The sequence below is a fragment of the Pseudoalteromonas aquimarina genome, assembly GCF_049257255.1.
GTDB lineage: Bacteria > Pseudomonadota > Gammaproteobacteria > Enterobacterales > Alteromonadaceae > Pseudoalteromonas.
In genome coordinates this window covers 260,108-273,071 of the sequence record NZ_JBMMUG010000002.1, presented here as the reverse complement: position 1 = coordinate 273,071, position 12,964 = coordinate 260,108, and the positions used below count along the sequence as shown (strand labels likewise).

At 40.5% G+C, this 12,964-nt stretch carries 12 protein-coding genes; 11 read left to right on the top strand and 1 reads right to left on the bottom strand.

The features are described from left to right. Positions 1-190 precede the first annotated feature (190 nt). The 10 genes from rpoE (at position 191) to pdxJ (ending at position 8,619) form a co-directional block, all read left to right on the top strand. Positions 191-772 carry an RNA polymerase sigma factor RpoE gene (gene rpoE / locus AAEU29_RS06195; RefSeq protein WP_421972507.1) on the top strand — a complete coding sequence of 194 codons (582 nt, stop codon included), beginning with the start codon at positions 191-193 and terminating at the stop codon, positions 770-772. Between the two features lie 9 nt (positions 773-781). Further along, complete coding sequence (locus AAEU29_RS06190; RefSeq protein ID WP_421972506.1) at positions 782-1,375, top strand: sigma-E factor negative regulatory protein; 594 nt, start codon at positions 782-784, stop codon at positions 1,373-1,375. Positions 1,376-1,378: 3 nt separating this feature from the next. Further along, a complete protein-coding gene (locus AAEU29_RS06185) occupies positions 1,379-2,323 on the top strand; it encodes a MucB/RseB C-terminal domain-containing protein (RefSeq protein ID WP_421972505.1) in 945 nt (314 codons plus the stop codon). Position 2,324: 1 nt separating this feature from the next. Next, positions 2,325-2,774 (top strand): SoxR reducing system RseC family protein, encoded by a 450-nt coding sequence (locus tag AAEU29_RS06180; RefSeq protein WP_421972504.1) that lies wholly within the window; start codon positions 2,325-2,327, stop codon positions 2,772-2,774. A gap of 69 nt (positions 2,775-2,843) precedes the next feature. After that, complete coding sequence (gene lepA / locus AAEU29_RS06175) at positions 2,844-4,634, top strand: translation elongation factor 4 (protein WP_421972503.1); 1,791 nt, start codon at positions 2,844-2,846, stop codon at positions 4,632-4,634. Positions 4,635-4,646: 12 nt separating this feature from the next. Next, entirely contained in the window at positions 4,647-5,582 is a 936-nt protein-coding gene (gene lepB / locus AAEU29_RS06170; RefSeq protein WP_421972502.1) for a signal peptidase I, read from the top strand. 17 nt (positions 5,583-5,599) lie between these two features. Beyond that, positions 5,600-6,277, top strand: a complete 678-nt coding sequence (rnc, locus tag AAEU29_RS06165) for a ribonuclease III (RefSeq protein ID WP_010560767.1) — start codon at positions 5,600-5,602, stop codon at positions 6,275-6,277. Further along, positions 6,267-7,193 carry a GTPase Era gene (gene era, locus AAEU29_RS06160; RefSeq protein ID WP_421972501.1) on the top strand — a complete coding sequence of 309 codons (927 nt, stop codon included), beginning with the start codon at positions 6,267-6,269 and terminating at the stop codon, positions 7,191-7,193. Before rnc ends, era begins: the two co-directional genes overlap by 11 nt. 10 nt (positions 7,194-7,203) lie before the next feature. Beyond that, the gene (gene recO, locus AAEU29_RS06155) at positions 7,204-7,884 is read left to right on the top strand and encodes a DNA repair protein RecO (RefSeq protein ID WP_421972500.1); all 681 of its coding nucleotides are present in this window, start codon (positions 7,204-7,206) and stop codon (positions 7,882-7,884) included. 3 nt (positions 7,885-7,887) lie between these two features. After that, positions 7,888-8,619, top strand: a complete 732-nt coding sequence (gene pdxJ / locus AAEU29_RS06150) for a pyridoxine 5'-phosphate synthase (RefSeq protein ID WP_421972499.1) — start codon at positions 7,888-7,890, stop codon at positions 8,617-8,619. 155 nt (positions 8,620-8,774) lie between these two features. Here the strand turns inward: pdxJ and barA are convergent, their stop codons facing one another. Continuing rightward, positions 8,775-11,546 carry a two-component sensor histidine kinase BarA gene (gene barA / locus AAEU29_RS06145; protein WP_421972498.1) on the bottom strand — a complete coding sequence of 924 codons (2,772 nt, stop codon included), beginning with the start codon at positions 11,544-11,546 and terminating at the stop codon, positions 8,775-8,777. 95 nt (positions 11,547-11,641) lie between these two features. On the opposite strand from barA, the gene rlmD reads away from it, so the two are divergent. Continuing rightward, positions 11,642-12,964 carry a 23S rRNA (uracil(1939)-C(5))-methyltransferase RlmD gene (gene rlmD, locus AAEU29_RS06140; protein WP_421972497.1) on the top strand — a complete coding sequence of 441 codons (1,323 nt, stop codon included), beginning with the start codon at positions 11,642-11,644 and terminating at the stop codon, positions 12,962-12,964.

Here is a 12,964-nt window from a genome sequence, read left to right as displayed (position 1 = left end):
TGGTTAAAAGGCCGCGATTTATAGCGTTAAGTTAATTTTGTGCTAATTTTGCTTTAGAAAAGGTGTTAAAGTCAGTTAATTAAGTTTTTTACAAAATGTATCGAACTTTTTCAAAACCCTAGAGTCCTAAATAGTGAATTTATTCTCGGGAACTAGAGAAAGATAATAAATAAGAGGAGTACCGGCTCGAATGAGCGAGCAGGATTTGGATTTAGCGCTAGTAAGAAAAGTTCAGCAAGGTGATAAAAACGCGTTTAATGTGTTAGTTAAAAAATATCAGAACAAAGTTGCGAACTTAATTGGACGTTACGTCTCTAACCATGGAGATGTTGCTGATATTGCACAAGAAGCGTTTATAAAAGCATATAGAGCGTTACCCGGTTTTAGAGGTGACAGTGCTTTTTACACATGGCTTTACCGTATTGCTGTTAACTGTGCTAAAAATCATTTGGTTTCTCAAGGTCGTCGTCCCCCTGCTAATGATGTAGATGCAGACGATGCAGAGTTTTATGATGGTGCTGATGCACTGAGAAGTAACTCGACACCAGAGAATTTATTGCTAAGTGATGAAATAAAGCAGGTAATTTTTAAGACAATTGATGGTTTACCGGATGATCTTAAAACAGCTATTACATTACGCGAATTAGAGGGGTTAAGTTACGAAGACATTGCCATAATAATGGACTGTCCAGTAGGAACAGTTAGATCGCGGATTTTCCGTGCTCGCGAGGCAATCGACAACCGACTTGATCCAATATTAAATAATGCATAGGTCGCTTATATGACTAATTTGAATGAGAAACGAAAAGAACAAATATCGGCAGTGTTTGATAACGAACACAGTTTTGAAAGCCGACATTTGGGGGACGAATTAGAGCACGCTGCATCGCGCTATTCACTGATTGGTGATGTTATGCGCGGCGAAGGTAAAGCGCTAATTCAAATCGATATCGCAGATCAAGTCGCGTTGGCACTAGAACAAGAAGAAACATACAGCCAAGCACCTATCGTTGAAGATATTGCCGCGGTAAATAATTCAAGTGCCACTGTGCTATCAAATTGGAAGAAGCCATTTGCCCAATTAGCAATTGCTGCCAGTGTAGCGGCTGTTGCGGTTATTGGTGTTCAGACGATGCCTCAGCAAGATGCTGATATTTTGAACCCTGCACCACAATTACAAAATCTCGAAACTATGCCTTTCGGCGGCACAGCAACTCCAGTGAGTTACTCTACAGAGCCTGCGCTTGAAACAGCGCAAAAAGGGCTAAAAGAGCTAGAAGAAAAGCGCTTAGGTGCTCTTCTTATGGAACATCAACGTCAATCACGTATTGCACAAGCTGAAAAAGCAAAAGAAGACGATTCGGAGAACAACTAGTCGATGCGAATATTCGTTGTCTTAGCTTGGCTTGTAGTTGCGTTGCCAAGCTTTGCTTCTGAACCTAATGAAGCCAAGCAGCTATTATTAGATATGGCCGAAACGGTCCAAAAAAGTAACTTCACCGCCTCATTTGTTGTAGTTAAAGGGCGCAATAATATTGAACCTTATGCATGGCGACATGCTAACTACAATGGTAAAGAGTTAGAGCATTTAAGTTTGCTTGACGGTGCAGGAGTCGAAATGTTACGCATTGATAATGTTGTAACTTATTTTGAACCACAAAATACCCCTTACTCGTTGTACAGTTCATCACTTGCTGGGCCTATTCCAAGCATTATTTTTAATAACATTGCTGATTTAGAGCCTCATTATCATTTTGCATTGGGTGGTAAATCACGTATTTCTGGTCGTGTTGCTCAATTGGTAAGAATAGAATCGAAAGATCAAAGTAAATTTAACTACTGGCTTTGGTTAGATGGCCAATCAAAATTGCCGTTAAAAACCGCATATGTTTCAGCAACAGGTGAAATCGTTGAACAGCTTCAAATGACCAACGTAAGTTTCAGTGAACAGCCAAGTGTTGAACTTATCGAAATGAGCCAGCAAAATTTACCATCACCTGTAGCCGCAGCATCAGACGATAACAGCATTGAAACTTGGCAGATTGAAGCGATGCCAGCAGGTTTTGCATTGATTAAATCAGAGCGTCAGACGTTAAACTTAAACGGTGAATTAGCGGATTACTATCTTTACAGTGATGGCTTGATTGAAGTATCCGTATTTATACAAAGACCGCTTGCGAGTAATAGCCGCAGCAAAGCGCTTTCAGCTGGCGCAACAACGGTATTTATTCATCAAGCAGCGGGTTACGAAGTCTCTGTAATTGGCCAACTGCCGCCAATGACTGCTAAACTAGTGGCAGAATCAGTCCAGCGCGCTCAATAGCATGATCGAAAAAACCTTTACCGTGGCCAAAGTAGACAATACTTTGGTCACGTTTGCACTTCCAAAACCACAAGCATGTAGCGGATGTGATGGTAAGTGCGGCTCTCTTACATTTGCCAAGTTGTTTGCTAATAAACGTTCAGAATTGACCATTGAAAGTGAAACACCGCTAGAAATCGGTCAAAAAGTAGATTTAGCCTTAGATGACTCCCATGTCATTAAAATGTCGCTTTTAACCTATATGGTGCCACTGTTACTTGCTCTGATATTTACAATTGTGGCTGCAAACGTATTTGTATTGGCTGAACTTTGGCAGGTTTTGTTTGCCATATTTGGCGGGTATGTTGGTTTTTTATTAGCAAAAGCAAAGCAAAAAGGGTTAAAAAATCGTATAAAAATAAAAAAAATCCACCCAATCAGCTTACCAATCACGCAAATTAATGGTGATTAACCCAAATTAAGGGTAAAATCGGCGTTTTGATTTTGAACCCTATTTATTTAGAAGTATTGAATCCAGCATATGAAGCACATTCGTAATTTTTCTATTATTGCCCACATTGACCACGGTAAATCGACATTATCCGATCGTTTAATCCAAGTTTGTGGTGGTTTATCTGATCGCGAAATGCAACAGCAAGTGTTGGATTCAATGGATCTTGAGCGTGAGCGCGGTATTACCATTAAAGCGCAAAGTGTAACACTTAACTACACCGCAAATGATGGCGAAACTTATCAGTTAAACTTCATCGATACTCCAGGACACGTTGACTTTACCTATGAAGTATCACGTTCGTTAGCTGCGTGTGAAGGTGCATTATTGGTCGTAGACGCAGGTCAAGGTGTAGAAGCTCAGACTGTTGCTAACTGCTACACAGCAATTGAAATGGATTTAGAAGTTTTACCAATTCTAAACAAGATTGATTTACCACAAGCTGATCCTGACCGCGTTGCAGAAGAAATTGAAGATATCGTAGGTATTGATGCTACGGGTGCAACTCAGTGTAGTGCAAAAACAGGTTTAGGTATCGATGCGGTACTTGAAGATATTGTTAAAAATATCCCTGCGCCAGAAGGTGACCCTGAAAAGCCGTTACAAGCACTGATTATCGATTCATGGTTTGACCCATACCAGGGCGTTGTATCACTTGTTCGTATTAAACACGGCGAGCTGAAAAAAGGCGACAAAATCCAGATCATGTCAAATGGTCAGGTTCATATTGTTGATAAAGTGGGTATTTTCACACCAAAACAAACTGACACCGGTATTTTAAGAACGGGTGAAGTAGGTTTTGTTATTGCTGGTATTAAAGAAATTCACGGTGCACCGGTAGGTGATACTATCACGCTTCAACGAGAACCAGCTGATGGTCCACTGCCAGGTTTCCAAAAAATCAAACCGCAAGTTTACGCGGGTATGTATCCAATCTCATCTGATGAATATGAGAGTTTCCGTGATGCACTGTCAAAATTAAGCCTTAACGATGCGTCGTTATTCTATGAACCAGAAAATTCAACCGCTCTTGGTTTTGGTTTCCGCTGTGGCTTCTTGGGTATGCTACACATGGAAATTATCCAAGAACGTCTTGAACGTGAATACGACATGGATCTTATTACTACCGCACCTACGGTAGTGTATGAAATTGTTGAGAAGGGCGGCAATGTTATTCATATCGATAACCCGTCTGCGTTACCGCCAGTTGGTAACATTGACGAAATCCGCGAGCCAATTGTTGAAGCGAATATTCTAGTACCACAAGAATACCTTGGTAATGTAATTACGCTATGTATTGAAAAACGTGGTGTACAAACAAAAATGGCTTATCACGGTAAGCAAGTTGCTGTTACTTACGAATTACCAATGGGTGAAGTGGTGATGGACTTCTTTGATAAGTTGAAGTCAACCAGCCGTGGTTTTGCGTCACTTGATTACAACTTTAAGCATTTCCAACCAGCCGATATGGTGCGCGTTGATATTCTTATCAATGGCGACCGTGTTGATGCACTGGCAATTATTTGTCACCGCGAAGCGTCACAATCACGCGGTCGTCAATTAGCGGAAGCATTAAAAGAGCTTATTCCGCGTCAGATGTTCGATATTGCGATTCAAGCAACTATCGGTGGTCACGTAATTGCACGTACAACTGTTAAACAACTTCGTAAAAACGTAATCGCGAAGTGTTACGGTGGTGACGTATCACGTAAGAAAAAGCTATTACAAAAACAAAAAGAAGGTAAAAAGCGTATGAAACAACTAGGTAATGTTGAAGTACCTCAGGACGCCTTCCTAGCCATTTTGAAAGTGGGTAAGTAAGGAGTTAGTTACATGGCGGGTTATTTTTCAATATTCCTTGTATTGTTGACCTTAGGTTCTGGCCTGATTTGGTTGATTGATCACTTAGTTTACGCGCCAAAGCGTAAAGAGCGCATTGCTATCGCACAGGGCTCAAGCCAAGTGCCATTAACTGATGATGTGATTGAACAGATTGCACCACAGCATTCAATTGCTGAAACGGCGCAGTCGATTTTTCCTATGGTAGCCGCCATTACAATTTTCCGTTCGTTTTTGTATGAACCGTTCCAAATTCCATCAGGTTCAATGATGCCAACCTTATTAAAGGGCGATTTCATTCTGGTGGAAAAATACTCTTATGGTGTTAAAGACCCAGTTTGGCGCTCGCAATTGATGGATGTAGGCACGCCAGAGCGTGGAGACCCATTTGTATTTAAATATCCTGAAGACGATAAAATTGACTTTATTAAACGTGTAATTGGTTTACCGGGCGATACCATTATTTATCGTAATAAGGAAATTTACATTAAGCCTAAATGTGAAGCAGGCCAAACTGACAGCCAAGGTTTAACCTGTGGTCAGTTTAATAAAATGGAACGTGAGCTAGTAAACCAAGGTGAGTTTAGCCTTGCGGGAATTCCACAAATTCGTGCTACTGAACAACTTTCAGGTGTTCAACACGATATTTTAATTAACCCTGCAATGCCTGAATTATCAGGTCGCTATTATCAGCAAGCGGGGACGGCACAAGATGAGTGGCGTGTACCAGAAGGCCATTATTTTGCAATGGGTGACAACCGTGATAACAGCCAAGATAGCCGTGTGTGGGGTTTTGTACCAAAAGAAAATTTAGTAGGTAAAGCCGTATTTATTTGGATGAGCTTTACTTTTTCAGAAGACGAAGACAGTTTATTACCGTCTTGGGTGCCAACTGGTGTGCGTTTTGAACGCCTTGGCAAAATTCAATAATCTTGTAAAAGTTAATAATGACTAAAGACGTAAACTTATTATTTAAGAAGATAGGTTACAGCTTTAACGACGTTCGCTTGCTAGAGCAAGCAATGACCCATAGAAGTTACCGAGGTGCTCACAATGAGCGCCTTGAGTTTTTAGGTGACTCGATTTTGAGCTTCGTTATAGCTGATGCTTTGTATCATCAATTTCCAAAAGCCCGTGAAGGCGATTTAAGCCGCATGCGTTCTACGCTGGTGCGTGGCCAAACATTGGCAGAATTTGGTGTGGAATTTGAACTAGGCGATTTTCTTCGCTTAGGTCCAGGTGAGCTGAAAAGTGGTGGTTACCGCCGCGAATCAACGCTTGCGGATGCCGTTGAAGCAATTATAGGTGCTGTATTTTTAGATTCAGACATTGAAACATGTCGCGAATTAGTACTTAACTGGTATCAAACGCGTTTACAAGCAATTACCCCTGGGCACAATCAAAAAGACCCTAAAACCTTGCTGCAAGAGTATCTGCAAGCCCGCAAGATCCCTTTGCCTAGCTATAATGTAATTGATACTAAAGGCCAAGCGCACAACCAAGTATTTACGGTTGAGTGCTTAATTGAGAATAAACCTCAAGTAGTAGCTAAAGGAAGTTCGCGTCGTAAAGCAGAACAAAAAGCAGCTGAGCTTGCATTGAAGATGATTAAAGATGACGCTTGATAAAGAACTGTTAGATGCACCAATTGATACCCATTGTGGCATGATTGCGATTGTTGGTCGCCCAAATGTAGGTAAATCAACTTTACTAAACCGTTTGGTTGAGCAAAAAGTAAGTATTACTTCACGTAAACCGCAAACCACACGTCACCGTATTATGGGTATTCATACAGAGGGTAAATACCAAGCGGTCTATGTTGACACACCGGGTCTGCACAGTGAAGAAAAGCGTGCAATTAACCGCTTAATGAACAGAGCAGCGTCCAGTTCTATTGGTGATGTTGAGTTAATTATTTTTGTCGTTGAAGGTACCCGTTGGACAGACGACGACGAGATGGTACTCACTAAGGTGATGGGCAGTGGTGTGCCTGTCATTCTTGCTATCAACAAAGAAGATAATGTTAAGGAAAAAGCAGAGTTACTTCCACATTTGCAGTGGTTAGCAACGAAAGGTAATTTCCTTGATATGATCCCAATTTCTGCAAAGCACGGCAAACGTGTTGAGCAAATCAAACAACACGTTCACAACACGTTACCTGCGTGTGAGTTTTACTTCCCTGAAGATTACGTAACCGACCGCTCAATGCGTTTTTTGGCGGCGGAAACCATTCGTGAAAAGCTAATGCGCTTTATGGGCGATGAATTACCTTATTCAGTAACTGTAGAAATTGAACAGTTTAAATGGATGGATAACGGTGTTTGGCAAATTAACGGCCTAATTTTGGTTGAGCGCCAAACGCAAAAGCGCATGGTCATTGGTAATAAAGGCGAAAAGCTTAAAGTGATTGGCCGTGAAGCACGTAAAGACCTTGAAAGCATGCTTGATAACAAAGTGTTTTTAGAGCTTTGGGTGAAAGTGAAATCAGGTTGGGCTGATGATGAACGCGCACTTCGCAGCTTAGGCTATGGTGAAGACTAAGGCCTAATCAATGCAACACTTTGTGCCAGCTTATTTACTGCATTCTCGGCCATTTAGCGACTCGCAGTTAATGTTGGACCTATTGGTACAAGGTGTTGGTCATCTTCGCTTGTTAGCCCGTATCAAAGGGCGCAACAGCATCAAACAAAAAGCTAACCTACAACCATTTAGTCGTCTTAGCGTACAATATGCTGGCAAAGGCGATATTAAATACTTAAACCAATACGAGCTAGAGAGCCTTGTTGCACTCAAAAATAAAGCTTTGTATTGCGGTTTTTACCTCAACGAGCTTACCGCACGTTTAACCCCGATTAACGAACCACTCGATGACATTTATGAGTTATACCACCAACATTTAACGCAGTTAGCCACTGACGAAGACTTTGAACCTATTTTACGTTCGTACGAATTTCAATTGTTAGAAGCACTTGGTGTTGGGCTTGATTTTTCTTTTGATGCCCATGGCTCTGAATTGCAAGATGAAACGTATTATCAGTACCAAAATGAGCTCGGTTGGCTCTCGCTGAAGGGCAGTAAGCGAGGCTTAAGTGGCAAACAAATTCAACAAATTGCACAGTTAGATTTTTCTGATAAGCTAACCCGCACATTGGCAAAGCAACTGGCGCGCTATTTACTTAATCCGCTTTTAGGATATAAACAGCTGAAAAGCAGAGAATTATTTGGATCTTAAAATATGAAAGAGATTTTATTAGGGGTCAATGTTGACCATATCGCTACGTTAAGACAAGCTCGTGGCACACAATTTCCAGATCCTGCCCATGCGGCAACGGTTGCAGAGCATGCAGGTGCAGATGGTATTACTATTCACTTACGTGAAGACCGTCGTCATATTCAAGATCGTGATGTATATGTGATGGCAAAAACCATTCAAACACGTATGAATTTAGAAATGGCCGTTACCGATGAGATGATAGGTATAGCGCTTGAAGTAAACCCAGAATACGTATGTTTAGTGCCAGAAAAGCGTGAAGAGCTTACTACCGAAGGTGGTTTAGACGTGATTGGCAACGAAGCAAAAATAGCAGATGCAGTAGCAAAGCTAAGTGCAGCAGGTATTAAAGTATCGCTATTTGTTGATGCAATTGAAGCGCAGTTAGATGCATGTGCCCGCGTAAAAGCGCCGTTTGTTGAAATTCACACGGGTGCTTACGCCGATGCTGAAAACGATAAAGACCGTGATGAAGAGCTTGCGCGTATCACTGCAGGCTGTAAATACGCAGCAGGCCTTGGTTTAACCGTTAATGCTGGCCATGGTTTGCATTACCATAATGTAAAACCAATCGCAGCCATTCCAGAAATTTATGAGCTTAATATTGGCCATGCAATTGTTGCCCGCGCAGCGATTGATGGCTTAGCAAAAGCGGTTTCAGATATGAAGCGCTTAATGTTAGAAGCGAGAATGTAAGCTTTCTAGCCTTGAGTTTTAGCTTAGTACAGAGCTAAATTTTGCTTGTCGCTGTTTTTAAAAACAGCGACATTGCTTTGCTTATTCCATGATTTAGAAGAGATTTAACTCAAAAGTACCCGTCAAAATCTTCATTCTGCTTGAACGGTAAACTCTTACTCCACACTCTGAATTGCGCCTGCATCTTGCATCAATCCCGATAAACAATCTTGCAGTTCAAAGATTTCTGGCTCGATGTTTTTAAGTGCTTGTGCTTGTTTTAGCGCAGTTTCAATGGTTTCTGCGAGATCTTTGATTTTGGGCACGCCAGTGTAACAACAGGCACCATGAAATTTATGGATAATACTTAATAGCTCTTTACTGTCATTATCACCAAACGCTTCGCTAATTAACTTTTGTGTTTCGGGAATACTAAGCAACAACATGCTCAGCATTTCATTTGCGAGATCTTCTTTGCCGCCAGCACGTTGTAACGCCAGCTGCCAGTCAATCATGGTACTTTCAAAAGGTGGCTCGCTACTTATTAGTTTAGCTGGTTGCACTTTAGGTTGATAATCTTTTGAACCAAACTCAGCGATGGTTTTCATCAAAATTTCTTCATCGATAGGTTTAGTTAGATAGCTGGTAAAGCCATTGCTTAACAGCGACTCTTTTTCGCTGGCAAGTGCGTGCGCAGTTACCGCAATAATTGGCGTTTGTTCATTAAGAGATGACTCTAAAATGAGTTTGCATGCTGTTACGCCATCCATAATTGGCATTTGAATATCGAGCAATATCACATCGTACTTACGGCTTTTAGCAAGACTAACCGCTTGTGCGCCATTGTGAGCTGTATCAAAGCTTTCTATTTTGTCTTGTAACAGTGCGCACATTAGACGCAAGTTAGCATCATTATCATCAACGACTAACGCTTTAAGCGGCAGTTTCTCTTTGCTGTTCGTTGGTGTGCTAATCGTTGGGTGATCTAAGCGGTATGGCGCTGCTAAAGTGTGGCAAAGTTTGCGATGGTTCATAGGTTTAGACAAGCACGCATCGGCGCCAGCATTAATCACAACTTCACGGTAACTGTGTGAAATGGTATTCACTAAAACATATAAATAATCGCATTTTTCACGTGTGCGTTTAATTATATCGCGGCATGATTGCAAATCGTTTGGGTCAATATTGATGGCCAGTAAGCCAATATCAAAATTAAACGCCTGATTATGTGCTTGTTCTAGTTCGCCAAGCGTGGCACAAGGGGTTACATTTAATTGCCAACTTTCAAATAGCTCACAGCCAGCTTCAAAACTGTGTTCAAAAGGCTCATAAAAGAGAATGCGCTTTTGCTCAAGTGGTGCGAGAGGTAAATCGATTGCGTACTGATGTTTTGGAATTTCAAGTTCAGCATTAAAGGTAAAGCAACTACCTTTACCGATGGCTGAGTTTAGTGAAATTTTTCCACCCATTGCCTCAACAAGGTGTTTAGTAATAATTAAGCCAAGACCGGTGCCACCAAACTTACGGGTAATACTTGAGTCAGCCTGACCAAAGGCCAAAAACAATGAATCTTGCTTACTTGCATCAATACCAATACCAGTATCTTTTACTGAAATAAGCAGTGCTTGTTTGTAATCATCAATTTTGCGCCCTGTGACATCTATCGTGACGCTACCATGTTCGGTAAATTTAATGGCATTACTAATAAGGTTAATCAATATTTGTTTAAAGCGTGTTGGGTCGCCTATTACATGATCCGATATTCCTTCAGCCACATAAAGTGAGAGTTCAATATGTTTGTCATGGGCGTTTGGCGCTAATAGGGTGAGAGCTTCGTTGATGGTGTCGCGCAGTTGGAAATGAATATGTTCAAGTTCCATTGCACCTGCTTCAAGTTTTGAAAAATCTAAAATATCACTGATGATAGTAAGTAAGCTTTTCGCTGAAAACTCAATGGTGTCTAAGTAGTCTTTTTGGTGTTTATTGAGCGGTGTTTTTGACAGTTGACGAGTAAAACCAATTACACCATTGAGCGGGGTTCTTAGTTCGTGACTCATTTTTGCCAGAAAGTCTGATTTAACCTGATTCGCTCTTTGAGCTTCACGTTTAGCAAAGTTTAATTTAATGTTTTGCGTTTCGTATTGCTCTAATGTTTCGCGATAGTCGCTAATCGCTTGGTCAATATGACGCTGCATTTCGTCTTTTTGCGAGACCATGTTTTCTGCAATATCGTTTAACCCGCGACGTAAAATTTCAAATTCGCCTGTCATGCGCTGCGGTAAGTCGGTTTCAAGTTGCCCGCTTTTAAGTTGATCAACAGCGAACACTAGCTTTTTGATTGGGTCGCTTAATCGATTTGAAAAACGAAACGCAATAACTAAAGCAATTGCGATAGCAAGGCTAATCATAATTATGCTAAACAACATTGCGCTTTGCCGTGCAATTACGGCGCGATCAGTGCTTATTTCAACATTTACATAAGCTTTTATTGGTAAATCTTGAGAAATTAACAAGCTTTCGTTTGAAAGTGCGTTTTTATCGAAAATTGGCAGTGAAAATAAAAGGCTGTTGTCTAGTTGCTTAATGTGCAGTTGTGAGGGTAGAGCATTGCCGTTTTCAAATTTAAATTGCTCAATTTCAGGGTAATAGTTACTGGTTAAAATCAGTTGATGGTTTGCATTAAACAAAACAATAGATTTTATTAAGGGTGCATGTTGATTGTGGGTGTCACTGATGACACTTTTTAGCTCGGCAACATTGTTTTCATTAAGTGCATGCTCAATGGCTTTTGCCAAAGGTGTAGAAATGGTTTGACCTTGTTCTGTAAGAAAATCATTAAGCTCTTGGTAGCGAGTTAAGGTAAAATAACTGCCAAGGATAATACCAACCGCTAAAGTGGGTACTAAAGTTAATAGTATTATCCAATCTCTTAAACCAAATCTACTCATCGGGTGCAATTGTTATAATAATTTATTATGACACTTAATAGGTAAGGTTAAAGACTAAAGCGGTATTAGGCAAACAATTTATAGGGTTAATAGCAGTGGCAAGGTTTTTTAAACCACAGAAAAAGCAGCTTTCACAAGAGAAACAAACATTTACTATCGATTCAATGAATCACGAGGGGTTAGGGGTTACCCGTCATAATAAAAAAGTGGTGTTTGTTGAAGGGGCATTAACTGGCGAAACCGTATTAGCCAAACAACTTTCAAATAAAAGTAAGTTTGAAAAATTCCAAACGGTAAAAGTACTTGAGCCAAGCGCTTTTCGAGTAACGCCTTTTTGCCAGCATTATGAACAATGTGGCGGCTGCCAATTACAGCATTTAGACGCCGAGCAGCAAGTGCAAGAAAAGCAAACCGCTGTGAACAAGCTCTTCGAAAAATTTGCTGAAGTATCTAATTTACCATGGCAAAAACCGTTAACGAGTGAGCCCGTTCATTATCGTCGCAGCGGTCGTATTGCGGTTATTTACGACAAACAAAAAGATCAATTTTTAGTTGGTTATCGTCAAAAACAATCAAAAAAAATAATCAATATTTCACAGTGCGATGTTTTGCTTAAGCCGTGGCAAGCTGTTTTCAGTGCGGTAAGGTCGCTATTACCTCAATTAAAAGGAGGTGATTCGATTTCACATTTACAGTTATGTTCGGTTGAAAGCGGAAATTATTTAATCGTACGTCATACTAAAGCCCTTAAAGACAGTGATATTAAGCAACTACAAACCATGTGCCTTGAACATCAATGGCAGTTAGTGCTGAATAGCGATAAAGGGCTTTTTGATAGTCAAGAAATACCGTATTACCTACTTGATGATTATCAGTTAAAACTGTTTTTTGGCTTTGATAACTTTATTCAAGTAAATGCAGATGTAAATAAAACCATGATTAAGCAAGCACTTAACTGGCTTAATGTAACAAAAGAAGACACTGTATTAGACCTTTTTTGTGGTGTGGGTAACTTTACTTTACCGCTCGCAACTCAGTGTAAGAACGTGGTTGGTGTAGAAGGTGTTGCATCAGCTATTGCGCTGGCAAAACACAATGCTCAAGAAAACCAATTGGCCAATGCGGCATTTTATTGTCAGGATTTAACTGAAAATATTAAGACGCAAGACTGGTTTAATCGCGAGTATTCGGTACTATTGCTAGACCCATCGCGTATGGGGGCGTTTGATATTCTAACTCAACTTAAATTAAAGCGTTTTTCTCGTGTACTTTATGTTGCATGCGATCCGGTAACGATGGCACGCGACAGCAAGCTATTAATTAATGCGGGCTTTAAAGTGAGTAAAATTTCATTAATGAATATGTTTCCTAATACGTCCCATATTGAAACGATGGCACTGTTTGAAAAGGAGAATTAA

What these genes read in the sequence shown, in the direction of transcription:
- barA (WP_421972498.1), bottom strand. Translation starts at nt 11,546, where the DNA reads ATGAGTAGATTTGGTTTAAGAGATTGGATAATACTATTAACTTTAGTA.
- AAEU29_RS06190 (WP_421972506.1), top strand. Translation starts at nt 782, where the DNA reads ATGACTAATTTGAATGAGAAACGAAAAGAACAAATATCGGCAGTGTTT.
- pdxJ (WP_421972499.1), top strand. Translation starts at nt 7,888, where the DNA reads ATGAAAGAGATTTTATTAGGGGTCAATGTTGACCATATCGCTACGTTA.
- era (WP_421972501.1), top strand. Translation starts at nt 6,267, where the DNA reads ATGACGCTTGATAAAGAACTGTTAGATGCACCAATTGATACCCATTGT.
- AAEU29_RS06185 (WP_421972505.1), top strand. Translation starts at nt 1,379, where the DNA reads ATGCGAATATTCGTTGTCTTAGCTTGGCTTGTAGTTGCGTTGCCAAGC.
- AAEU29_RS06180 (WP_421972504.1), top strand. Translation starts at nt 2,325, where the DNA reads ATGATCGAAAAAACCTTTACCGTGGCCAAAGTAGACAATACTTTGGTC.
- rnc (WP_010560767.1), top strand. Translation starts at nt 5,600, where the DNA reads ATGACTAAAGACGTAAACTTATTATTTAAGAAGATAGGTTACAGCTTT.
- lepB (WP_421972502.1), top strand. Translation starts at nt 4,647, where the DNA reads ATGGCGGGTTATTTTTCAATATTCCTTGTATTGTTGACCTTAGGTTCT.
- rpoE (WP_421972507.1), top strand. Translation starts at nt 191, where the DNA reads ATGAGCGAGCAGGATTTGGATTTAGCGCTAGTAAGAAAAGTTCAGCAA.
- lepA (WP_421972503.1), top strand. Translation starts at nt 2,844, where the DNA reads ATGAAGCACATTCGTAATTTTTCTATTATTGCCCACATTGACCACGGT.
- recO (WP_421972500.1), top strand. Translation starts at nt 7,204, where the DNA reads ATGCAACACTTTGTGCCAGCTTATTTACTGCATTCTCGGCCATTTAGC.